The sequence below is a fragment of the Actinopolyspora lacussalsi genome, assembly GCA_030803735.1.
Lineage (GTDB): Bacteria > Actinomycetota > Actinomycetes > Mycobacteriales > Pseudonocardiaceae > Actinopolyspora > Actinopolyspora lacussalsi.
In genome coordinates this window covers 4,264,488-4,287,525 of record JAURUC010000001.1, presented here as the reverse complement: position 1 = coordinate 4,287,525, position 23,038 = coordinate 4,264,488, and the positions used below count along the sequence as shown (strand labels likewise).

Genomic DNA, 23,038 nt, shown 5'->3' with positions numbered 1-23,038 from the left:
GACCGTGGTCGTGGCCGTTGTGTTCGTGGCCGGTGTGTTCGTGGCCGGTGCCGGTCGACCTCGCCACGGGGGAACGAGGTCCGTGACCGGGCTCACTTAGCCATGCGAACGAGACGGGCATAACCACCCGCCTTCACACGTTCGTGCTGAACGGGTGCGAGTTCCCGATCACGGAAGGCCGGCTCATGAGCGACCCGCGACCGAGTGACGCTCCACCGAGCGGCGCCAGGCAGCAGCACAGCCACCGCGACGGCGGAACACCACCCCACACCGAGACGGAGACCGGCGTCGACAACTCCGGACTGCGCCGCAAGGCGAAGTTCGCCCTCATCCTCGGGGGACTGACCGCGTTCGGCCCGTTGACCATCGACATGTACCTCCCCGCCCTGCCGGAGCTGACCAGGGAGCTGGGTGCCACCTCCGCGCAGGGTCAACTCACGCTTACCGCCGTGCTGCTCGGGCTGGCCTTCGGGCAACTGGTCGCGGGAACGCTCAGCGACTCGGTCGGCAGGCGCAAGCCACTGCTGGTCGGGCTGGGCGTGTACTTCGCCACCTCCGTGCTGTGCGCACTCTCCGGGGACGTGTACGCACTGACCGCGTTGCGGTTCCTGCAGGGATTCGGCGCGGCCGCGGGAATGGTCATCGCCCGCGCCTCGGTACGCGACCTCTACTCCGGAGTGGAGGCGTCCCGGTTCTTCTCGTCACTGATGCTGGTCACCGGCCTGGCCCCCATTCTGGCGCCGGTCATCGGCGGGCAGGTGCTCAACTTCACCACCTGGCGCGGGGTATTCGTGGTGCTGGCGTCCTTCTCGGTGGTGCTGTTCCTGGTGACGGTACTGGCACTCCCGGAGACCAAACCGAGGCGATGGCGTCAACCGCTGCGACCCGGTTCCACCGCGCGCATCTTCGGCGGACTGCTGGGCAGTCCCTCGTTCCTGGGCAACGCACTGGCGGCGGGACTGGCCATGGCCGCGATGTTCGCCTACATCAGCGGTTCCTCGTACGTGCTGCAGGACATCTACGGACTCTCCCCGCAGGCGTACAGTCTCGCGTTCGGCAGCAACGCCCTGGGCCTGGTCGCGGGCGGACAGATCAACGCACGACTCGTCGGCAGGATCGCGACCGAGTCCCAGCTGCTGCTCTGCGCGCTGAGCGCGGCAGCGGTGGCCGGGTTGCTGCTGGTGTTCACCGTGTCGGCGGGGCTGCCACTGCCGTTCCTGCTCGTGGCACTGTTCGTGATGATCTCCAGTCTCGGCTTCGTGATGCCCAACACGACGATGCTCGTGCTCGCCGAACGCCAGGAGGTCTCCGGAAGCGCCTCGGCACTGCTCGGAGTCCTGCAATTCGTGGTGGGGGCGTTGGCGGCCCCGCTGGTGGGACTCGGCGGAGTCGGATCGGCGCTGCCCATGGCACTGGTGATGTTCGGCGTGGTGCTCGCCTCGCTGACGGTGCACCTGACCCTGGGCAGACGAAGCACGGGTGCGGCGGCACCCGCCGCGCGCTGAACGGCCGAAGTCCGGCGCTCGGCCCCGAGAGGCACTCGCTTCGACCCCCGGACACGCGTGAACACACAGCGTTTCCACGCCTCTCCCTCGTTCGTCAGATCGTGCCACCATTTTGGCCGCTGGCATGGGCGGTCACCGGTGTGCCACTGTGAAATCCGGCGCTGACCAGCACGGAAGCTGCCGATGTGCACACCGTTGGATCGGGGTGACGCGGCATGGGAAAGCAGAACGTAATCAGTCGAGCGTTCAGACCGGGCGATCGGCAGCGATACCGGGACAAGATGCAGCGCGGTCTGGACGCGCTGGCCCGGATGCTGGCTGAGGGCAACTTCTCCTTCCCCCACCAACAGATGGGGCTGGAGATGGAACTGAGCTTGGTGGACGAGGGGATGAACCCCTCGATGTCCAACGCCGAAGTACTGGAGAAGATCGACGACCCCTCGTACACGACCGAGCTGGGGCAACACAACCTGGAGCTCAACGTCCGGCCGCGAGCGCTGGCAGGCCAGGGAGCCCTCGAACTGGAGGACGAGCTGCGCGCTTCGCTGTCGAACGCCGACAGCAAGGCACAGGACATCGGGGCCAAACTCGTCATGATCGGAACGCTGCCGACGCTGCGGAGCTCCCACTTCGATCCGCGTTGGCTGTCGCACCCCGCGCGCTACGGCCTGCTCAACCAGCAGATCTGCGCGGCACGCGGCGAGGAGATACTGCTGCACATGTCGGGCACCCCGCTCGGCGATCAGGAACAGGAGCGGTTGCGCTCGCACGCGGAGTCGATCCTGCCCTCCTCCGCCTGCACTTCGGCACAGCTGCACCTGCAGGTCGCTCCGGAGGACTTCGCCGCGCACTGGAACGCGGCGCAGTGCCTGGCCGGGGTGCAGGTGGCCGTCGGGGCGAACTCACCGTTCCTGCTGGGCAAAGCGCTCTGGCAGGAGACGCGTGTCCCGCTGTTCCAACAGGCCACCGACAGCAGGCCCGAGGAGCTGAAGAACCAGGGGGTGCGTCCCCGCGTGTGGTTCGGGGACCGCTGGATCACCTCCATCTTCGACCTGTTCGAGGAGAACGTGCGCTACTTCCCCTCGCTGATGCCGGAGCCGGAGGAAGAGGACCCGGTGGCCGCGTTGAACTCCGGACGAGCCCCGACGCTTTCGGAACTGCGGCTGCACAACGGCACGATCTGGCGCTGGAACCGCCCGGTGTACGACCTCGTGGACGGGGTTCCGCACCTGCGGGTGGAGAACCGGGTGCTCCCCGCGGGACCGACGGTGGCCGACATGCTGGCCAACGCCGCGTTCTTCTACGGCGCACAGCGCGCACTGGCCGAACAGGACAGGCCGCTGTGGACACAGATGTCGTTCGCCGCGGCGGAGGAGAACTTCTACAGCGGAGCCCGTTACGGAATGAACGCCCGACTGTACTGGCCCGGCATGGGATGGGTTCCCGCCGACGAACTGGTACTGCGCAAGCTGCTCCCGATGGCCCACGAGGGGCTGGAGGCGTGCGGGGTCTCGGCAACGGCCAGGCAACGCCACCTCGGTGTGCTGGAACAGCGCTGCAAGGCCCGGCAGACCGGAGCCGACTGGCAACGGGAGACGGTGCTGCGGCTGCAGCGCAGCCGTGACCGACAGCCCGCTCTGGTGGAGATGCTGCGCCGCTACATCGAACTGGGTGACAGCGGCGAACCGGCACACACCTGGCCGGTGGAATGAGCTCACACCGATGGGGCCCGGGAACGGGCCGGGCCCCACCGGGCTCCGCCCCGTACTACCCACCCGAGTCGAGCGCGCCGAAACTGTTGCTAGTAGTTTGCAACTGCGACAGACTTGCTACCGAAACCCCATTGCGAAAGGGAGACGGTCAATGGCGCAGTACGTGCTGCCCGAGCTGGATTACGACTACTCGGCGCTCGAACCCGCGATCGCCGGTGAGATCAACGAGTTGCACCACAGCAAACATCACGCGGCTTACGTCAAGGGAGCCAACGACACGATCGAGAAGATCGCCGAGGCGCGCGAGAAGGGGGACTTCTCGTCGATCGTCGGGCTGGAGACCACACTGGCGTTCAACCTCGCGGGTCACTCGCTGCACCTCGTGTGGTGGAAGATCCTGAGCCCGGACGGCGGCGACAAGCCGACCGGCGAGCTCGCGGCGGCCATCGACCAGGACTTCGGTTCCTTCGACAACTTCCGCGCCCAGATGGAGGCCGTCTCCACCACGATCCAGGGCAACGGATGGGGCGTGCTCGCGTGGGACCCGGTCGGACAGCGACTGATCACGCAGCAGCTGCGCGATCACCACTCCAACCTGTCGATCGCCACCACCCCGCTGCTGGTGTTCGACATCTGGGAGCACGCCTACTACCTGCAGTACAAGAACGTGAAGGCCGACTACGTCAAGCAGCTCTGGAACGTGGTCAACTGGGACGAGGTCTCCCGGCGGTTCGCCGACGCGCGGGCCGGCTACAACGGGCTGCGGCTGCCGCAGTCCTGAACCGCCTCGCCCGGACCTGTCCGCCCGGGACGGGCGTTTCCGCACGAGGCGGGGTTCGAAGGACTCGCGGACCCGAGCACGAGCCCCCGCGGCTCCGGCAGTGAATGCTCCGACAAGCCGAACTGCCGGAACTCGGGTTTCCCTCCCCCGGGGGAGGGAAACCCGAGTTTTTCTCCGATCGGGGGGCGGGGTGCTCTGCTGGGGGTGGTTCCGTGGCGGGAGTTCGCCACCGCGCCGAAGCGGCCCGGCGATTTCGCGAGAAATTGACGGAGCTGGGGCCACACCGCCGTAGTGGGGAGCCGCGATTTCGCGAGAAATCGTGGCCATGCCAATGAAAAAGCCCCGGCCCCACGGGCCGGGGCTTTCTCGGTCCCCGAACTGACTGCCGCTCCCACCACGAAGCGACATCATTTAGGTTAGCCTAACCTGCTTCTCTCGGCAACCCCGACGAGCCGCTCTCCTGTTCCGAACTCCGTGCCAACACGACGGCACCCACCAGGCTCGCCAGCACCACGCCGATGCCGCCGAACAACAACGGCGCCCTGCCGTTGAAGATCTCCGCCAACCAACCGGAGAGCAGTCCGCCGACCGGCCTGCCCCCGAGGAACAGCATCATGTACAGCCCCATGACCCTGCCCCGCATCTCCGGGTCCACGGAAAGCTGCACAGTGGAGTTGGCCGCCGTGGTACAGGTCATCACGGCGATACCGACGGGGATCAGCGCAACCGCGAAGCTGCGGTAGGAAGGCATCAGCGAGGCCGCCGCCTCAAGGGCGCCGAACGCGGCGGCACCACCGAAGACCAGCCGCAACCGAGGCCGACCACCGGCCCGACGCGCCGCCAGCGAGGAGCCGCTGAGCGTGCCCACCGCCAGTGCGGTGATCAGCAACCCGTATCCGGCGGCATCCCGGTCGAACACGTTGCGCGCGATCACCGCGAAGGCGTTCTCGAAGTTCATCCCGAACGTGCTCACACAGCAGACCAGCGCCAGAACCACGATCAGTCGCGGACTCCGCGATACGTAACGCAGTCCCGCCAGGAGACTGCCGCTCTCCTCCGTGGCTCCCGATGTCCGGTGCAGCCTGCTCGGATCCATCAGCAACAGGCCGAGCACCACGGCGCCCGTGCTCAACCCGTTGACCAAGAAGACCGGCCCCGTACCGATCAGGGTTATCAGCACACCGGCGATCGCTGGACCGACGATACGGGCAAGGTTGAAGGTCATCGAGTTGAGGGCGACCGCGTTGGGCAGTTCTCGGGCGCCGACCATCTCGACCACGAAGGATTGCCGCACCGGGGCGTCGACGGCCGAGAAGCACCCCAGCCCCAGGGCCAGCGCGTAGACGTGCCAGAGTTCGACCACACCGCCGACGTCGAGCAACCCCAGTGCCACGCCGCACAGCCCCATTCCGCTCTGCACCGCGATCAGCAGCCGACGCTTGTCGACCCGGTCGGCGATGACTCCGGCGTAGAGCGTGAACAACAGGGTCGGCAGGAACTGCAACGCGACCGCCACTCCCAGTGCGGCCGGCGATCCGTCGGAGAGTTCGAGTACGAGCCAGTCCTGCGCGGCGCGCTGCATCCAGGTGCCGGTCAGCGAGACGACCTGCCCGGAGGCGTAGTAGCGGTAGTTGCGTTCCCGCAGCGAACGAAACATCCCGCCGCGCGCCCGCCCACCAGTGGATTCATCCGATGCCGCTGACCGGCTGTCTCGCTCCGGCCTGTCGGACTCCTGCTGGGCGGGTTTGGACATCTGCTGCGGCCAACCGTTCGGTTCGTCGGGGGTATCGCTGGTCGGGGCGCTCCGTGCCGCCCCACCGGGGGCTCGGTAGACGGAGCATCCCGCCGGATCGCTCGCCGCGGCGGGCACACCGAGTGCGGACTACGTCGGGACGAGCACCGTCCACGGGAGCGAGTACAGGTTGACCGCGGAGCTGGTCGTGCCGGCACCGAGCAGGCCGAGAACTCCGCTCCTCCGGCAACCACGGCGGGGAGGCGTCATCGGGCCATCCGCTCGAGGATGCGCGCCGCGCTGGAGAGCGTGTCGCGCTCCTGGTCCGTGAGCTCCGCCAGACGCAGATCGAGCCACTGCTCCCGCACGGAGACCTCCTGCTCCATGCGCTGGTCGCCCGCCTCGGTCAGCTCCACGATGGCCTGGCGACCGTCGGTGGGGTGCTGACGTCGGTACACGAGACCGAGATCCTCCAGCGCGGCGATGACCCTGGTCATGGAGGGAGGCTGCACCCCCTCGTGGGCGGCCAGCTCCCTGGGTGCCAGCGGCCCGTTCCGCCACAGGCAGGCCAGCGCCGACATCTGGGAGAGCGTAACGCTGGATTCGGTCTGCGCACGCAACCGGCGGTTCAGGCGAACGATGGCGATACGCAGTCTGCTCGCCAGAGTGCGCTCGCGTTCAGCCGTTTCAGACACCTCGTTAGTCTAGCAAAATAACGGACAATTCCGCCGCGACGCGGCAGTCACAGGACGGCGCGGGTAAGCTGGCGACTCCCGCGTACCGCGTACCCCGTCGGCCGCGTCGCGTCCCTCGACTCGTGGACGGAGCACGCACGCGAACTCCCGGCGAAAGCGTCTCGCCCCGAACGAATCCCGACCGAAGGGAGAGGACGACCGTGGCAGCGGACGACAACGACGCTCCCACCGGACCGCCACAGATGCGCCCGGTCCCTCCGCTGCCGGCCAAACTCGCCGGTCCGACTCCGGTCGTGATCACCGGCACGCTGTGCTGGCTGGTGGCCGCCGTGGTGTTCGGCATGCTCGGCTGGACGAGCTCGGGGGTCGACGTACGGTTCTGGACCTGTGTGACCGGTGGTGCGCTGGGAGTGCTCGGCTACTGTGTCTTTCACTGGCAGCGTTCGGCATCACGGCGCGGGTCCCGCGGTTCCTGGCAGGGACTCGCCGGGCTCGACGGCTGACATCTCAACGGAACTTTGTCCACTCGGCCTTCGCTGCTCTCACTTGGCGGAACCTCTGGCACGGCTCTCGCTGCGGGGAGGCCCGACACCGGGTAGCGACCTCAACGGAGCAGCGTGGTGGCGTCCGGGTCGGCCAGCAGCGCCGCCAGGGTGAACCGGTCCTGCCAACGATCGACCGCCCAGGCCAGCGCCCGGGCCAATCCGTCCGAGCTCCGCTCGCTGTAGATCGCACCGGCGTTGTCGACCCACCAGTGCACCCGGTGCTCCCCTTCCGAGGTACGCACCCGCAGACCGTCCCGCAGTTCGACCTCGCCGTGGGGCACGGGCACCCCGAGCAGTTCGCAGGCGCCCGGCACCCTGGCCACGTCCTGCCAGGACTGCGTGACGCCCTGCCCGAGTATCTCGACCACCCCCTGCTCGGAAGCCAACGGCAGATCGAGCAGCTCGGCGAGCGACTCGGCGTCGAACTCGTGCGAGTTTCCGCCCGCCACCACCAGAGCCGGTTCGAAGACCCCCAGCAACCACGGCTCGTCCAACACCACCGCGCGATCAGCGGAGACCACCGCCGAGCTGACCGACCGCACCGCTCGTGGCGGGTCGACATCGCCCGGATCGATCCGGTCGCAGGCCACCGCCTCCGCCAACGCGCGGTGGGCACCCAGCGTCAGTCCCGCGCGCACCCCGCGTTCCGGATCCGCGAGCCGAGCCACCAGCTCGGCGGCATCCGCCGTGTCGTGCACCGTCAGTTCGGCACGTACCCCCACGAGCCGCAGGGTTCGTTCGTCCACACCGACATCGGGCACCGGGTCGTAGAGCCCCGCGAGCTGTTCGGCGTCCGCGAGCCGCCATTGCCTGGGGGAACGCCCACCCAGCACGGCGAACCGGGCTATCCACCAGGGGGTGTAGCCGTCGGGCTCGCGCAGGGCGCGGGCGGTTTCGGGGTCGGCGGTGAGCAGCCGCAGCGCCGCGGGCCAGGAGTCCTCGGCGACCAGATCCAGGTCCCGCACTCCGACGAACCGGTGGGGCGGCCACTCGTCGCCGCGCAGGCGCTCCAACTCTCGCCACCAGACCTCGGCGTCGGCCACTCCCTCGTGGGGTGAGGTGGGTTCCTCCTCGACCAGCACGGCGAACGAGTCCAGCACCCCGACGGAACGGAGCCGCTCGGCCGAGCACCGCTCGACCACGTGCCCCGCGACGGTCTGCAACGGCGCGTCAGGGCCGACGGCGTGCGGATCGAGCACTTCCAGCAGCGCCGCGTCCGGCAACAGCAGCTCGTCGGCCCGGCGTACCTCACCGTCGGAGTCCTGCAACGCCAACGCACCCAGCCAGTCGCGGTGGCCCGTCTCCCCCACCAGCCGAAGCACCGGCTCGGCCAGCCGCATGGGATCGGCTCCGGCCCGTGCGTCGGCCACGCTGTTGTGCACCGCCTCGACCAGGGCGGGCGCGTCCAGTAGTTCGGAAGCCCCCGCGTGGTGCGCGCCGAGACGTTCCAGCAGCGGATGCACCGCCTCGGCCGCCGCGATCCGCAGCCCGGTGACGTCCAGTTCGGCCAGTGCCGCCACGGCTTCCTCCGCACCGTCGCCGGGCAGCAGCAGGTCCCGCACTCCGGTCACGGTTCGACCGTCGGCCAACGGAACCGGCAGCGCGGTGAGCTCCTCGCGGGCCGTGCGGTCGGCACGCTCGATCGGCAGCAACGCCTCGTACAACCGCCGCCACCATGCCGCGGACCTGTCGAGCCCGGTCACGGCTTCGACGACCTCGGCCGCTCCCATGCGGTGCACTCCCAGGGAACGCAACGCGGTGGCGTGCGGGGACTCCGAAAGGTCCGCCCTGAGCAGGCCCGGCACCACTTCGGCGAGCAGTTCGACCAGTTCGGGGGCGAACGGGTCCAACACGGTCGCGCGGTGTGGCGCGATCATCGAACCGTCGGCGGCGGGCAACCAGTCGGCCTCGGTCAGCCGCTCGACGACGTCGCGGCGCAACCGTTCGTCGGTGTCCGACAGCGGAAATCCGGGTTCCGGGACCAGCGCGGACCGTTCGAGCGGTTCCAACCGCGAGAGCAGCAGCGGGTAAGCGGCGGCGGCCCGTTCCAGCACCACCCTTGTGGCGGGTGACTCCGATACCCGCCTGCGGTCCGGCTCCACGGGTACGCCCGCCAACAACCGGGCGGGCAGCGAGAGCCGTTCCTCGGTTGGGGTGGGTGCGTGCAGCACGTCGCCGCGCGACGGCAGCACGGTACCGTCACCGGCCAGCTCCACCGCCCAGCAGATCCACCAACGCGAGTGCTCGCGCTGCTCCACCCCTATGCCGCTGAGCGTGGACTCCGGCCACTCCCCGGTCGCGCGTTCGACCAGCCAGTTCCGGGTGGTTTCGGGGGTGTGCACCACTACTCCGTCGTCGGTGGAATCCGTGCGGGACCAGTGCCGGTCACCGATGTCGACGTGGTGCAGGGCGGGCAGCGCCAGCAGCAGGTCCACCACCTGCTCCGCCATGTCGTCCAGCAGTTTCTCGCCATCGATGTCGGAGCGCAACGGCAGCACGACTTCGGTGTCGAACCCTTCGGGGGGCCGCTCGCCGGTCGGCCAACCGAGCCGCAGGACCGGCACCTGACCGCCGCGGGAGGCCAGTTCCGTCACGGCGGCGGGCGTCTCCGAACTCGACTCGGCCAGCGCCGCCACCTCGTCACGGGTCCGGGCGGCCGAGAACTCCACACCACCCGCGGCCGTGGCCAGCCTGGGGGCGTCGGTGACAGCCAGGACCGCCGCGAACCCCACACCGAACCTGCCGACGGACGGTTCGGCACGTTTGGGCGAGGCGCGCAACGCCGTCAGTCCCGAGACGCCCGTTCCGTCGAGCGGCTTCCCGGTGTTGGCCACCCGGAGCTCGCCGTCGACGAGCCGGACCGACAACCGTCCGGTCGTCCCGGCCGCGCGTGCCGCGTCCGAGGCGTTCTGGGCGAGTTCGACCAGCAGCCGGTCCCGGTAGCCGCCCAGCCGGAGGTCCTCCTCCGCGTTGGCGTCCTCCCGGAACCGGGTGGGCGAGCCGCGCCAGGCATCCAGCACGGCGGCGCGCAACGCCGCCGTGCCGAACGGATCGGACGAGTCGTCCGTGGCCACGTTGTCCGCTGAATCGCTCAACTTCGTCCTCTTGAACAGGCCGCTTTACCGGGCTTTTCCCGGGGTGTCACTGTATCCTGCGAGGACACCCGCTCACCGGACGGCGATCAGGGGCTCGGACGGGGCCACCGCGACGAGCGGCTCCGCAGAAGCACGTTCGACGAGCGCCGCGATCGAACCGGCACGAGCGGAGTGACCGGTCCGCACGGCGGTTCGGGACGGCCGCGACGGCTTCCGCACGACCTCGCCGAGGCGCTCACCGGACGGAACCACCGCGAGCCGATGCCGCTCGGACGATTCCGGGCGGCCCACGTCGAGGCGGGGAGTCACTGCGACAGCACGCACGGGAGAAGCGGCCAGGGCGGAAGCGCGGTTCGGCACCCGGTGCAGAGACGTCATCCGGACGTCGATCCGACCGGAGAACATCAGTCAGGGGGAAGATCATGCAATCACTGGTATCGATGTCGTTCGCGGATCCCACCGAGATCCGCGAGTTCCCGCACGGCAGGCTGGAACTGTTCGACCTGCACGGTTCCGCCGTCGGGAGGTTCGTACTCGAACCCGGCTGGCACTGGTCGCGGGACGTGGCACCACTGGTTGGCACCGAGACCTGTCAGCAACGCCATGTGGCCTACCTGCTCACCGGAAACCTGCACGTGGCCATGAACGACGGTTCCTACGGCGTGGTCAAGGCGGGCGAGGTGGTCCACATCGAACCGGGTCACGACGCCTGGACCGTGGGCGAGGACACCGTCACGATCCTGGACTTCGCCGATGTCGCCACCTACGCCGTGGATACGGCGGCGCTGCGAGCGGCGCACTGAGCCGCCGAAGCCCTCGGAAGCCACCGGAGGTCGCCACCGGTGGAACGAGCGCGCCGCCCCGGAAACCGGGACGGCGCGCCGTTCTGGTGCGTTCCGAAGCCGTTCGGCGGCCGAGCCCGCGACGGGCACCCAGCGGCGCCCGAGCGATTCACTCCCGGTAACGATCCGCCGGATCGGCTCTCACTTCGCGTCCCGGGACTCGAAGTCGAGGGACGTGTCGTCGTAGACGACCTCCGCGACCGGAATGGTGGAGGAAGTGTCCACTTCGCCCTCGGAATGAGCTCCGCAGCCGAACTCGACGTGTACGACACGCCCGTCGGCGGGCGAGACCGAGTTCGCACACACCCCGAAAGCCGCTCGCATGGATCCGGCCAGTGGTAGGAGGAAGCCGCAACTACCGCAAGGTCCGGGTGCCAGCCGGGCGGTCTCGCTGTCGGGGCCGAACTCACCGGACTCCCAGCGTTCGGCCGCTTCGAGTCGCCCCTCTCTGCTGAGCACCCGTTGCCTGCCGCCACCCACCTCGTAGGCGAGTTCCGTCACCGGATCGTCGTCCCCCGGCAACGTGCCCTCCGCGAGCCTGGGATCGTCCTGCCCGCTGGGCAGCAGATCCCCCGCCCCCAGGTCTCCGGGGCGGACCCGTTCGCTCCACGGCAGCCACTCCGGGGCCACCAGTGCCTCCGGCCCGGGCAGTAACACCACCTCGCTGACCGTCACCGGGTCGTCGGGGCCGGAGGTGGCCACGGTCACCGCCCAGCGCCAACCGACGTAGCCCCGATACGTCGTCTCGAAGTAGTGAGTGGCAGCGTGCTCGGACTCGTACTCGACACCGACGTGCTCCCCGACGGCTTCGCCGTTCGTCTCCATGACGAGGACCGGCGAGCCGGTGGGGTCGGTGCCGATTACGGCCTCCTCCTCGGCGGCGGAACGCGCGGTCTCCACCGCCCCGGCGAGTTTCGGATCGGGTCGCCGCTCGCCCCCGGCAGCGGTGCTTGGCGCGGACGCCGTCTCGACGTCGCTGATCGGAGCAGGCATAGGCGTCACACTTCCGATTGTGCCGCACGTGTTTTGCGGTGTATCCGGGCGTGCCACGCTTTCGGGGTGCGAATTCGGAGCGGGCGGACTCGAATCGGACCTCACCGACGGCTCCCCCTCCGCGGGAGGGGAATCCGTACCGGAGGACGCCGGAGTCGAACCGGCAGGCTGCTGCTGGTATGCCTCGTTCCGCTGGTGATCCTGATGATCTCTCGATGCGGAACGCCGCACCAACCAGAACAGCACGGCTACCAGGGCCGCGATGAGAGCGAACAGGGCTTGTGGCACGAAGGCAGCGTGCCACACCTGCGTGCCGATGTGATCCACGTTCTGCCACATGATCCGTCCTTGTTCACCCAGGGTCTGGAAATTGACTCGGGAACACTCTACGAAAGCACCGGTAAACGTGGTGAATCGGTTCTGCGCGCGAAAAGCTTGACAACCGGGCGCGAGTCGGCCCGGGTCCGGCTCCCGGATCGGTTCTTCGGCGAGGGCATCACCCTGACGGATGACCGCGTTTGGCAGCTGACCTGGAAGTCCGGAACGGCGATACTGCGCGACATTGACGACCTCCGTGAGATCCGTCGCGTCGATTACCGAGGAGAGGGATGGGGCCTGTGCTCCTTCGCGGACAGACTGGTGATGAGCGACGGCACGGACGAGCTGACCTTCCGTGATCCGGAATCGTTCGCCGAACGCGGCAGTGTGTCGGTGCGGCTGGGCGACGAGCCGGTGACGGAGCTGAACGAACTGGAGTGCGTGGACGGCTCGGTGTGGGCCAACGTCTGGCGCACGGACACGATAGTGCGCATCGACCCGAACACCGGCCGGGTGACCGCTGTGGTGGACGCGAGCGGCCTGCTCAACTCCGAGCAGGCCGAAGGGGCCGGGGTGCTCAACGGGATAGCCGCCACGGAGGAGCCGCGGAGGTTCCTGCTCACCGGGAAGAACTGGCCGAAGATGTTCCGGGTGCGCTTCGTGCCGGTGGAGTGATCGCGTGCGTCGAGTCCTCGGCCCGGCGGCGGAGGACGGCGGATCGCGGTGCGCGGCGGGACCGGGCCGGGCGGGCCGCACCACGGGGTCGTAAGGTCAGCGGCGTGCGCCGAGGACTGACAGCACTGCTCATGCTGGCCCCCCTGTTACTGGCGGGCTGTTCCGTACCGGACGAACCGGGCGTGACGTTCTACTCGCACGGCGAGTCCGTACGCGTCCCGCCGGTGCAGTACTGCGAACGACTCGCCAGGCAGTGCGGCGAGCCGGACCCGGAAGCCGCCGGTGAACTGCCGATGCCCGCCGGCTATCCGCTGCAGATCTCGGTTCCCGACGAGGTCGCGTCCGCGCCGTGGCAGGTGGTGTTCACCTACCTGAGTGACTCCGGTGAGCGGCTGCAAGGCCGCAGCGGCGTGATGAGCGGCGAGGACGAGCAACACGCGTACACCCTCCGGCTGCCCGAGGACGGGGCACGGCTGGACCAGGTGGAGGTGCAGCGGTACGGCACGGTGAGTGTCAACCAGACCGGTCAGCTGCAGTTCGTCATCGGCGGAACCTGGTTGGTGGGTAACTCACGAGAGCAGGAACCGGTGACGAGCTGAGCATGAGGCCGGGCCCGTCGCCTCACCGTGACCGTCTCGCATCGGACACCGTTCGGACGCGGGGCGGCGTGAGCTTCAGGAGCCGCCCGGATCGAGTTCGCGGGCCACGGCACGCACGACCCCACCGACCCGCTTGGCCACCTTTTTGTCCGGGTAACGCCCCTTGTCGAGCTCGGGCAGCACACTGGCTTCGAGAAGCTTGATCATGTCGTCGACCATGCCGTGCAACTCGTCGGCAGGGCGTCGACGGGCTTCCACCACCGATGGGGGCGGATCGAGCAGTTGCACCCGGAGCGCCTGGGGACCGCGGCGGCCCTGGGCCAGGTCGAAGTCGACCCGTTGCCCCGTCTTGAGCGCCTCTACCCCGGACGGCAGCGCGGAGGCCCGCACGTACACGTCCTCCCCACCGTCCTGGGTCACGAAGCCGAAGCCCTTGTTCGCGTCGTACCACTTGACCCTGCCGGTCGGCACAGTCCTCACCGTTCCCTGTCAGATACGTGTTCCCGGCCATGCGGCACTGGTACCGCGCGGTTCCGGGAAACGTTGCTACCTACATTCGATTGTTGCCACTAAGCGTCGGCGCCGATCGGAAACTGCTCCGGCACGACGAACGCGCCCCGGACACGCCACCTCCTCACGGCCACTGCGAGCCTGTTGCGGCGATTGCGTTCCAGGACGCGTCGGTTTCAAGCGTACCTGGCCCTGGGCGCACAACAACGCCACAGGCTGCGTTGCGTCCGATCGGAGACCCCGTCCCGTGATGTTCCCCGACACTCCGCGTGACCGAAACCGGTGGGCAGTCCCCTCACCGCACCATCCCTCGGACGAGTCAGCCCTCGGACGAGTCAGCCCTCGGACGAGTCAGCCCCGTCGCTCGCGGCCGTTCGGCGCTCGGGGATCCGGCGGACAGGGACCCGGCGAGGGCGAGCGAGGAGCTTCAATAGGCTGGTCACATGACAGCACCCGCACGCGGCGTCGTGATACCGGTGGCAGTGGGGATGTTCTGTGCCGGACTGGTCGTCATCCTGGTGATCTTCGGGCTCTGGACCGCAGGCTACGGCGACCTGCCCTGGTGGCTCAACGCGTGCGCGATGCTGTGTCCGCTGGGCCTGGGGATCGCGCTGGTCTCGCTGTTGGTGCGGGGTGCACGGAGATCCTTGACGCGAAACTGACGCGTATCGAAAATACTCGGTGTTGCCCTCGTCACAACTCGTGAAGGTGAAACCATGAGCAGCACCGCACCGGACCGAAGCCCGGCACAGCGCACCGACTTCCACTCGCTGCGCGCGGGCGGCGTCAACTGGGACGCGTTACCGCTGCGGCTGTTCGACAAGGGCAACGCGAAGTTCTGGAACCCGGCCGAGATCGACTTCAGTCGCGACGCCGCCGACTTCCGGGAGCTCACCGAGCAGGAGCAGCAGGGGGTCGCGCTGCTCTGCGCCCAGTTCATCGCCGGCGAGGAGGCGGTCACCGAGGATCTGCAGCCGTTCATCTCGGCGATGGGCACCGAGGGGCGGTTCGCCGACGAGATCTACCTCACGCAGTTCGCCTTCGAGGAGAGCAAGCACACCCAGGGGTTCAGGCTCTGGCTGGACGCCGTCGGCCTGACCGAGGACCTGCACCCGTACGTGGCGGAGAACCCGGGTTACCGCGCGATCTTCTACGAGGCGCTGCCCGAGTCGCTGAACTCGCTGCATCGGGATCCGAGCCCGGCCAACCAGGTGCGCGCATCGGTGACCTACAACCACATCGTGGAGGGGACGCTGGCGCTGACCGGCTACTACGCGTGGAACAAGATCTGCCGGGAGCGCGACATCCTGCCCGGCATGCGGGAGCTGATCCGCCGGATCGGCGACGACGAGCGACGCCACATGGCCTGGGGGACGTTCACCTGTCGCCGACACGTGGCCGCCGACGAGCGCAACTGGGAACTCGTGCAACAGCGGATGGACGAGCTGCTGCCCCACGCGGTCGAGCAGATCCAGTGGCGGCCCGACTGGGCCGGCGACCAGGAACCGTTCGGCCTCGACCTCGACGAGCTCTCCGCGTACGCCTCCGACCGGGCGGGCAGGCGACTGGGCGCGATCTCGGCGGCGCGGGGTGCCGACGTGGCGAGCATCGACGTGGACGCCGCCCCGGAACGGCTGGAGGAGCGGTTCGGCGAGGAGGACGCCGCGGAGCTGGAGCGGATCGACCGGGGTGAGACGAACGGCTCGTGATCCCAGCCCGAACCCGAGCCGGGCCGCCGGGGCGTGGATTTCCCGCGAAATCGCCGGTCCGACGGCCGGAACCGGTCGTGGCCGTTTCGTTACCGCCGCTCCCGAAACGATTTCGCTCCCGATCGCGATGTCGCGGACAGCGTGCGCGGCACGCTGTCCGTAATCGACAGAGAGGTTGCACAGATGTATCAGCAGCCGGGACAGGCTGCCCCGAAGAACGGCATGGGGATCACCGCCCTGGTGCTGGCGATAGTCGGAATCCTGCTGGCGTGGATCCCGGTTATCGGTTTCTTCGGTTTCATCCTGGGGGCACTGGCGATCATCTTCGGGATCATCGGCGTGGTGCGCGGTCACAAGGGCACGGCCACCAACCTGGTGATGAGCTACATCGGGCTGGCACTGGGAGTGGTCGCGTTCATCGTTTCGATCGTCGTCTTCGTGAGCCTCACCATCGCGGTCGACAACCAAATCAACGAGATGAACAGCGGCCCGGAACAGAGCCTTCAGGAGCAGCCGACACCCGCATCGAGCACGAGCTCTGACGAGCAGGGGCAATCCTCCGGCGACGGTCAGGACGCCGCCGGCTCGGGCAAGGTGATCTACGAGGTCACGGGCTCGGGAGGCGCGAGCTCGATCACCTACGGCAAGGGCACCCAGACGAGCCAGCAGACCAACGCCGAACTGCCCTGGAGCAAGGAGACCGGGGAAGCCGACAGCGTGCAGTTCTACTCGCTGTCCGCGCAGAACGGGCAGAGCGGCGGCGACATCACCTGCAAGATCACCGTCGACGGCGAGGTCCTGGCCGAGAACACCAGCAACGGTCAGTACGCGGTGGTCACCTGCAACGGCAACACCGGATTCTGAGCGAAGCCATCGGATCGCGCTGACCGCCCGCGGGAGAAGTCGATCCCGCACCTCGGGTGTCCCTCGACCGGTCGAAGGACACCCGGGGCAACCGCTCCGGGGAGCCACGGTTGCCTCGATCAACCGTCCGAAGTGTGCGGTGCTCGCCACTCGGGATGCGTGACTTCGCCGGATCTCGTAGCTCGTTCGCTTGACAGCACGCGCGGATCGTGGACCACGGCTCGACGCCACGGCACTCTGGTTGCCGGCACAGCAGCGTTGCCGCCCACTCGTCCTCCCGTCGCGAGCGGAGTACATGCTGGGCGGTTTCCGGCTAGGGAGAAAGCGTGGTCGACAGCGGCGATTGGAAGATCCGGGGCAACGTGCACCGCGATGCCAAGGTATTCCGGGAAGCCCTCGAAGACGAGGACCGCACAGCGTTCGAACGGGAATTCCGGGGCGCACTGTGGGAAGTCGCCCAGGACTTCGACACCTCCCACATCGACGAAGTCCTCCTTCGCTGGTGGGGAAACGCCGTGAACGCGGCCCAACCGATCACCGACGAAGAGCGGGACGCCATCGAACGCGCCGAACGTGGCGACTTCTCCAAGGTCTGGCAGCACGACACGGACGGCACGTCGTGGCAACGATACGAGAACGGCGTTCTCTGGCGCAGGGGCGAGCACGGCGTTCACCGGGAAACCGATTCGGGACTGCGGGTGGACGGCTGATGGCGAAGTACCGAGTCATCTGGTCGGAAGTAGCTGATGACGCTTACAGCAGGCTGCCCGCATCCCGGAAAAAGAAGGTAGATCACGTCAACGCGACGTTGACGAGCGATCCGAAGTCGATCAGCCGGTACAACGGGGAGACGGATCAGTGGACGACGACCGCTGACAGGGGAAGATACTTATCACGTTCATCCGCAGTGACGCTGTCCTGCAGGTGAACGTGCTGCGAGCACAAGACATCCGAGCAAGCGGTGGAGCGGTTCCCGGAAACCGGAGAAGAGCCCATCCCGGCTCGGCGGATTCGAGGGGTCGCGGCGTACCGGCGCGAGACCCGCACCCGGTGGGTGCGCCGCATCCTGGCGGGGTGCCGCGGCGCACCGGCACGTTGCCCACACCACCCGGGCCACCCCTCTCATCGGTTCACCCGATCCCGAGCATCTCCTTCGCCCGCTCCCGCATCTCCACCTTGCGCACCTTGCCGGTCACCGTCATCGGGAACTCGTCGACCACCCGCACGTAGCGCGGAATCTTGTAGTGCGCCAGCTCGCCGTGGCAGAACTCCCGCAGCGCCTCGGGGGTGAGTTCCTCGGCTCCCTCCCGCAACCGGACCCAGGCCATCAGCTCCTCGCCGTAGAGCTCGTCCGGCACTCCGATCACCTGGGCGTCCAGGATGTCCGGATGCGTGTACAGGAACTCCTCCACCTCGCGGGGATAGATGTTCTCGCCACCCCGGATGATCATGTCCTTGATGCGGCCGGTGACGCTGACGTAGCCGTACTCGTCCATCACGGCCAGATCGCCGGTGTGCATCCAGCGTGCGGAGTCGATCACCTCGGCGGTCTTGGCCGGCTCGTTCCAGTAGCCGAGCATCACCGAGTACCCGCGCGTGCACAGCTCCCCCGACTCGCCGCACGGCACGGTCAGTCCGGTGTCCGGATCGACGATCTTTACCTCCAGGTGCGGCCCCACTCTGCCCACGGTCGACACCCGCCGTCGCAACGAGTCGTCGGCCCTGGTCTGCACCGACACCGGTGAGGTCTCCGTCATCCCGTAGCAGATGGCGACCTCGACCATCCCCATCCGCTCGATGACCTGCTTCATCACCTCCACCGGACAGGGCGAGCCCGCCATGATGCCGGTACGCAGCGAGGACAGGTCGTACTCCGCGAAGTCGGGCAGATCCAGCTCGGCGATGAACATCGTCGGCACGCCGTACAACGAGGTGCAGCGCTCGGCCTGCACAGCACCGAGCGCCGAGGCCGCGTCGAACCCCTCGGAAGGGATGATCATGGCGGCACCGTGGCTGGTGCAGGCCAGATTGCCCATCACCATCCCGAAGCAGTGGTAGAAGGGCGGGACGATCGCCACCCGGTCCCGCTCGGTGTAGCCGCACAGCTCACCGACGAAGAAACCGTTGTTGAGGATGTTGTGGTGCGACAGCGTCGCGCCCTTGGGGAAACCGGTCGTTCCGGAGGTGTACTGGATGTTGATCGGGTCGTCGGCGGACAGCTCCTCCTCGGCACGACGCAGCCGCACGGGGTCGAGCGGATACCGGAACAGCTCGTCCCATTCCGGGCTTCCGAGGAAGACGACCCGTTCCAGCTCGGGGCAGCTCGGGCGAACCCGTCCGACCATGTCCACGTAGTCGGAAGTCTTGAACCGTTCCGCCGAGATCAGCGTGCGAACCCCGGCCTGGCCGAGCACGTACTCCAGCTCGTGCACCCGGTAGGACGGGTTGATGTTGACCAGGATCGCGCCGATCCGCGCGGTGGCGTACTGCACCAGTGTCCACTCGGCACGGTTCGGCGCCCAGATGCCGACCCGGTCCCCCTTGACCAGCCCGGTCTCCAGCAGACCGATGGCGAGCGCGTCCACCTCGGCGACGAACTCGCGGTAGGTCCAGCGGCGTCCGGTGGCGAACTCGACCATCGCGTCCCGCTCCGGGAACCGCTCCGCGGTGTGCAACAGGTTGGCACCGATGGTCTCGCCGATGAGCGGGACGTCGGAGGTCCCCGAGGAATAGCTGGGGCTGGTGGTCGGAACAGCGGGCTCCGCGCGGTCGGTGTGCGACACGACTACCTCCGTTACGCCGTTCAGGGCAGTGGAACCGCATGATTGCGCACTGTCGCGCCGGAGTCGAGGGGTCACGCGAGGACTCGGGTGCCGAGCACGTCGAAAAATCCAGTGGACGAAGCCCTATAGAGTGACGATCATGCGGAGCTACCTCGTCGACTCCTTCACCGACACCCCCTTCAGCGGCAATCCGGCGGCGGTCGTGCTGCTCGACGAACCCGCCGATCCGGCCTGGATGCAAGCGGTGGCGTCCGAGTTCAACCAGGCCGAGACCGCGTTCGTGGTCACCGGGGTCGACGAGCACTCCGCGAAACCACTGCGCTGGTTCAGCCCCACCACCGAAGTGGACCTCTGCGGGCACGCCACGCTCGCCACCGCCCACGTGCTCGGTGGTTCGCAGCGGTTCGACACCCGCGGCGGTGAGCTGCGCTGCGAAGTGGCCGCTGACGGCACGGTGGAGATGGACTTTCCGCTGCGACCGAACGAACCCGTCGAGGACGTCCCCGTCGTGGCCGCGCTCGGCGATGTCGCCCCCGAGCGGGTGATCGCCGTGGCCCGCAGCGACACCGATCTGCTGGTTCACCTCGACGACGCGGGACTGGTGCGCGAGCTGCGCCCCGACCTCTCGGAAGTACTGCGGATCGCCGAGCGCGGGGTGATCGTCACCGCCGCGAGCGACCGGCCGGAGGTGGATTTCGTCAGCAGGTTCTTCGCTCCCGCCGTGGGAGCGCCCGAGGATCACGTGACGGGCTCGGCCCACTGTTCGCTGGCGCCCTGGTGGGCGGAGCGGCTGGGACGCACGGAGTTGGTGGGTGAGCAGGCATCGGCACGCGGCGGAACGGTGCGGGCCCGGCTGGAAGGTCGGCGGGTAACGCTGGGAGGCCGTGCGGTGACCGTGCTGGATGGAACCCTCGCGGCGTGACGGCACGTCGAACGGCGCGGCGGAAGGCCCGATGGCGGTGCGAGCCGACCGCGAAACCGGAAGTTCTCCGGAAAACTGGGGGACTTCCCCGAACCGGCCCGCGCCGGGAGCTGGCACCGTGGTGTCATGCGACTGCTTCTCAACATCGTCTGGCTGGTGCTCAGCGGCCTCTGGATGGCGCTCGGCTACGTCTTCGCCGGGATACTGCTGTGCGTGACGATCATCGGCATCCCGTTCGGCATCGCCTCGTTCCGGATGGCGAACTTCGCGCTGTGGCCCTTCGGTCGGCGACTGGTCGACGAACACGGCTCGGGGGCGTTCTCGGCGATCGGCAACGTGCTGTGGATCATCCTGGCAGGCTGGTGGCTGGCGCTGGGACACATCACCACGGGAGTGGCGATGTGCCTGACGATCATCGGGATCCCGCTGGGTGTCGCCAGCTTCAAGCTCGTCCCCGTCTCGCTGGTGCCGTTCGGCAAGCGGATCGTGGACACCGACGACGCCCACGCGCTGGTGCCGCGTCGGTGACGGTCGGTGCGGCGCGCGCTCGGCTCCCGGTCGAGCCGCCGCGAGCAGCCAGTCGCTTCGCGGTTCCGACAGCCCGGGAACGTCGAACGAGCACGATCGGCGCGGCAGCGCCGACACCCGCCCCTGGTGTTCGGCACCGCCGCGGCCTCCCCTCGGGCGCTGTCGTGCGGGCTCCGACGTGACGAACGGGTGCCCGCTCGGGCTCGTGCCGCGTACGACCGCCCGGGCGGAGTACCCCGGTCCGGCGCGCCAGATCGAGGACGAACCGATCACGATCAGTCGAAGGGGTTGGCCACCCGCCCGGCCAGGTCCGCCACGGAGTCGATGACCTTGGTGGGGCGGTACGGGAAGTGCTCGGCGGTGTCGCGGTCCGAGATTCCGGACAGCACCAGGATGGTCTGCAACCCCGACTCCAGTCCGGAGCGGACATCGGTGTCCATCCGGTCACCGATCATCAGGGTGTTCTCCGAGTGGGCCTTGAGCTCCCGCAGCGCCGAACGCATCATCAGCGGGTTCGGTTTGCCGATGTAGTAGGGCTCGCGCCCGGTCACCCGCTCGATGAGCGCGGCGACCGCTCCCGTGGCGGGCAGCGTTCCCTCCCGGCTGGGTCCCTTCTCGTCCGGGTTGGTCGCGATGAACCGGGCACCGCCCTCGACGAGCCGGATGGCCTTGGTGATCGCCTCGAAGCTGTAGGTGCGGGTCTCGCCGAGCACCACGTAGTCGGGGTCGCGGTCGGTGAGCACGTAGCCGATGTCGTGCAGCGCCGTGGTCAGTCCGGACTCGCCCACCACGTAGGCGGAGCCACCGGGGCGCTGCTGGTCCAGGAACTGCGCGGTGGCCAGCGCGGAGGTCCAGATCGACGACTCCGGCACGTCCAACCCGCTGCGTTGCAGCCGCGCCCGCAGGTCTCGCCTGGTGTAGACGGAGTTGTTGGTGAACACCATGAAGGGGAGCCCGTGTTCGTGCAGGTCGGCGAGGAACTCGTTCGCACCGGGAACCATGTGTTCCTCGTGCACCAGCACGCCGTCCATGTCCATCAGGTAGGTCCAGGGGGATATCTCAGTCACCCCTCGATCATCCACCGGAAACCGGGTGTATGGCTACTTCAGTGGCCTTGACCGCGAAAAAAACCTCGTCTCCGATCCGCAGCCCCAGTTCGGCGACGGCGGCGGGGGTGATGTCGGCGGCCAGTGCGGCCTCCGAGTCGTGCGGGTCGGTCTCGCCGCGAAGCCTGATCGCGTCGCCACGGGGTTCCATACCGACCACCCGTACCGGGATCGCGTTGCGCGGACTCCCCTCGGGCGCGTGGGGATGCACCGCCACCGCCGTCGGTGGGAACACGGCGGCGGCGGGTTCTCCGGGAGTGGTCGGTTCGGCCGCGCTGCCGTGGAGCGCCCTGCCCCGCGGTGTCCGTACGGTCTCGCCGGTGGCGGTGCCGGTGATCAGGTTGAGACCGGCGATCCGCGCGGTGAACGCGGTCCTGGGGCGGGACAGCACCCGGTGGGTGCTGCCCTGCTCGACCACGGCACCCCGGTCGAGCACCAGAACCCGGTCAGCGAGCACCACCGCGTCGAGCACGTCGTGCGTCACGAGCACGCAGGGCCGTCGCTGCTGCCCCAGCACCCGGTGCAGCAGCCCCCGCATCGCGGGAGCCGCAGCCACGTCCAACGCGGACAGTGGCTCGTCGAGCAGCAACAGTTCGGGCTCGGCAGCCAGCGCCCGTGCCAGTGCGACCCGCTGCGCCTGTCCGCCGGAAAGCTCGGACGGTTCGCGGTCACCGAGATCGCCGGCCTCGGTTCGCCGCAGCCACTCCAGCGCGGCGCGCCGTGCCGGTTTCCTCCGGGAGCCCGAGGCGCGTATCCCGAATGCCACGTTGTCCAGCGCTGTGAGGTGCGGGAACAGCATCGCCCGCTGGGCGAGCAGTCCGACGCCGCGGCGGTGGGTGGGGACGTCGATCCGACGTCGGGTGTCCAGCCAGGTGTGGTCCGCGAGCCGGATCCTGCCTTGTTCCGGGCGAACGGAGCCGGTCAGCGCGGTCAGCAGCGTGGACTTGCCCGCCCCGTTCGGGCCGAGCACGGCCAGCACTTCACCGGGGGGCACTCGGCAGGCCAGTTCGAGCGTGAAATCGCCGTGCCGCAGGCGAACCTCGGCGACCAGCCCGCTCCCCTCGGGGGCCTCTCCCCCGCCGGGCGGGTTCGCCGGGGAGGGCACGGTGGCGTCCCCCGTGAGC

The 23,038-nt window shown here is 68.6% G+C and carries 21 protein-coding genes; 13 read left to right on the top strand and 8 right to left on the bottom strand.

Annotated features, from left to right (window positions below):
- Positions 1-185: 185 nt before the first annotated feature.
- The 3 genes from J2S53_RS19060 to J2S53_RS19050 all read left to right on the top strand — a co-directional run bounded on the left by J2S53_RS19060 (position 186) and on the right by J2S53_RS19050 (position 3,998).
- A complete protein-coding gene (locus J2S53_RS19060) occupies positions 186-1,505 on the top strand; it encodes a multidrug effflux MFS transporter (protein WP_456242121.1) in 1,320 nt (439 codons plus the stop codon).
- Between the two features lie 215 nt (positions 1,506-1,720).
- Positions 1,721-3,217, top strand: a complete 1,497-nt coding sequence (locus J2S53_RS19055) for a glutamate--cysteine ligase (protein ID WP_456242120.1) — start codon at positions 1,721-1,723, stop codon at positions 3,215-3,217.
- A gap of 151 nt (positions 3,218-3,368) precedes the next feature.
- Positions 3,369-3,998, top strand: coding sequence for a superoxide dismutase (locus tag J2S53_RS19050; protein WP_043575974.1), 630 nt, complete (start codon positions 3,369-3,371; stop codon positions 3,996-3,998).
- Positions 3,999-4,419: 421 nt separating this feature from the next.
- Here the strand turns inward: J2S53_RS19050 and J2S53_RS19045 are convergent, their stop codons facing one another.
- Both J2S53_RS19045 and J2S53_RS19040 read right to left on the bottom strand, forming a co-directional pair.
- Positions 4,420-5,751: an MFS transporter gene (locus tag J2S53_RS19045; protein ID WP_456242119.1), complete on the bottom strand. Its 1,332-nt coding sequence runs from the start codon at positions 5,749-5,751 to the stop codon at positions 4,420-4,422.
- A gap of 245 nt (positions 5,752-5,996) precedes the next feature.
- Positions 5,997-6,425: a MarR family winged helix-turn-helix transcriptional regulator gene (locus J2S53_RS19040; RefSeq protein WP_456242118.1), complete on the bottom strand. Its 429-nt coding sequence runs from the start codon at positions 6,423-6,425 to the stop codon at positions 5,997-5,999.
- A 200-nt stretch (positions 6,426-6,625) separates the two neighbouring features.
- Here J2S53_RS19040 and J2S53_RS19035 point away from each other — a divergent pair, with 200 nt between their 5' ends.
- On the top strand, positions 6,626-6,928 hold the full coding sequence (locus tag J2S53_RS19035; protein ID WP_245779965.1) for a DUF2530 domain-containing protein: 303 nt from the start codon (positions 6,626-6,628) through the stop codon (positions 6,926-6,928).
- A gap of 101 nt (positions 6,929-7,029) precedes the next feature.
- On the opposite strand, the gene J2S53_RS19030 is transcribed toward J2S53_RS19035, so the two are convergent.
- Positions 7,030-10,065: a sacsin N-terminal ATP-binding-like domain-containing protein gene (locus tag J2S53_RS19030; RefSeq protein ID WP_456242117.1), complete on the bottom strand. Its 3,036-nt coding sequence runs from the start codon at positions 10,063-10,065 to the stop codon at positions 7,030-7,032.
- 422 nt (positions 10,066-10,487) lie between these two features.
- On the opposite strand from J2S53_RS19030, the gene J2S53_RS19025 reads away from it, so the two are divergent.
- Positions 10,488-10,868 (top strand): cupin domain-containing protein, encoded by a 381-nt coding sequence (locus J2S53_RS19025; RefSeq protein ID WP_130469032.1) that lies wholly within the window; start codon positions 10,488-10,490, stop codon positions 10,866-10,868.
- A gap of 180 nt (positions 10,869-11,048) precedes the next feature.
- Here J2S53_RS19025 and J2S53_RS19020 read toward each other — a convergent pair whose 3' ends face one another.
- Positions 11,049-11,900, bottom strand: coding sequence for a DUF3027 domain-containing protein (locus J2S53_RS19020; protein WP_456242834.1), 852 nt, complete (start codon positions 11,898-11,900; stop codon positions 11,049-11,051).
- 204 nt (positions 11,901-12,104) lie between these two features.
- On the opposite strand from J2S53_RS19020, the gene J2S53_RS19015 reads away from it, so the two are divergent.
- Together J2S53_RS19015 and J2S53_RS19010 are read left to right on the top strand one after the other, a co-directional pair.
- Positions 12,105-12,893, top strand: a complete 789-nt coding sequence (locus tag J2S53_RS19015) for a glutaminyl-peptide cyclotransferase (protein WP_456242116.1) — start codon at positions 12,105-12,107, stop codon at positions 12,891-12,893.
- 104 nt (positions 12,894-12,997) lie between these two features.
- Entirely contained in the window at positions 12,998-13,492 is a 495-nt protein-coding gene (locus tag J2S53_RS19010; RefSeq protein WP_456242115.1) for a DUF2771 family protein, read from the top strand.
- A gap of 75 nt (positions 13,493-13,567) precedes the next feature.
- Here the strand turns inward: J2S53_RS19010 and J2S53_RS19005 are convergent, their stop codons facing one another.
- The gene (locus J2S53_RS19005) at positions 13,568-13,963 is read right to left on the bottom strand and encodes a cold shock domain-containing protein (protein WP_092628913.1); all 396 of its coding nucleotides are present in this window, start codon (positions 13,961-13,963) and stop codon (positions 13,568-13,570) included.
- A gap of 482 nt (positions 13,964-14,445) precedes the next feature.
- Between J2S53_RS19005 and J2S53_RS19000 the strand changes: the two genes are divergently transcribed.
- The 4 genes from J2S53_RS19000 to J2S53_RS18985 all read left to right on the top strand — a co-directional run bounded on the left by J2S53_RS19000 (position 14,446) and on the right by J2S53_RS18985 (position 17,285).
- Positions 14,446-14,664 carry a hypothetical protein gene (locus J2S53_RS19000; RefSeq protein ID WP_456242114.1) on the top strand — a complete coding sequence of 73 codons (219 nt, stop codon included), beginning with the start codon at positions 14,446-14,448 and terminating at the stop codon, positions 14,662-14,664.
- 54 nt (positions 14,665-14,718) lie between these two features.
- The gene (locus J2S53_RS18995; protein WP_456242113.1) at positions 14,719-15,711 is read left to right on the top strand and encodes a R2-like ligand-binding oxidase; all 993 of its coding nucleotides are present in this window, start codon (positions 14,719-14,721) and stop codon (positions 15,709-15,711) included.
- A 183-nt stretch (positions 15,712-15,894) separates the two neighbouring features.
- Positions 15,895-16,575, top strand: a complete 681-nt coding sequence (locus J2S53_RS18990; RefSeq protein ID WP_456242112.1) for an MmpS family transport accessory protein — start codon at positions 15,895-15,897, stop codon at positions 16,573-16,575.
- A 326-nt stretch (positions 16,576-16,901) separates the two neighbouring features.
- Complete coding sequence (locus tag J2S53_RS18985) at positions 16,902-17,285, top strand: DUF6247 family protein (RefSeq protein WP_456242111.1); 384 nt, start codon at positions 16,902-16,904, stop codon at positions 17,283-17,285.
- A gap of 420 nt (positions 17,286-17,705) precedes the next feature.
- Here the strand turns inward: J2S53_RS18985 and J2S53_RS18980 are convergent, their stop codons facing one another.
- Positions 17,706-19,358, bottom strand: a complete 1,653-nt coding sequence (locus J2S53_RS18980) for an AMP-binding protein (protein ID WP_456242110.1) — start codon at positions 19,356-19,358, stop codon at positions 17,706-17,708.
- Positions 19,359-19,497: 139 nt separating this feature from the next.
- On the opposite strand from J2S53_RS18980, the gene J2S53_RS18975 reads away from it, so the two are divergent.
- Together J2S53_RS18975 and J2S53_RS18970 are read left to right on the top strand one after the other, a co-directional pair.
- Positions 19,498-20,280, top strand: a complete 783-nt coding sequence (locus J2S53_RS18975) for a PhzF family phenazine biosynthesis protein (RefSeq protein ID WP_456242109.1) — start codon at positions 19,498-19,500, stop codon at positions 20,278-20,280.
- Positions 20,281-20,406: 126 nt separating this feature from the next.
- A complete protein-coding gene (locus J2S53_RS18970; protein ID WP_456242108.1) occupies positions 20,407-20,808 on the top strand; it encodes a YccF domain-containing protein in 402 nt (133 codons plus the stop codon).
- 275 nt (positions 20,809-21,083) lie between these two features.
- Here J2S53_RS18970 and J2S53_RS18965 read toward each other — a convergent pair whose 3' ends face one another.
- Both J2S53_RS18965 and J2S53_RS18960 read right to left on the bottom strand, forming a co-directional pair.
- Positions 21,084-21,845, bottom strand: a complete 762-nt coding sequence (locus tag J2S53_RS18965) for an HAD-IIA family hydrolase (protein WP_456242833.1) — start codon at positions 21,843-21,845, stop codon at positions 21,084-21,086.
- 37 nt (positions 21,846-21,882) lie between these two features.
- Positions 21,883-23,019, bottom strand: coding sequence for a sulfate/molybdate ABC transporter ATP-binding protein (locus J2S53_RS18960; protein ID WP_456242832.1), 1,137 nt, complete (start codon positions 23,017-23,019; stop codon positions 21,883-21,885).
- Between the last annotated feature and the right edge of the window lie 19 nt (positions 23,020-23,038).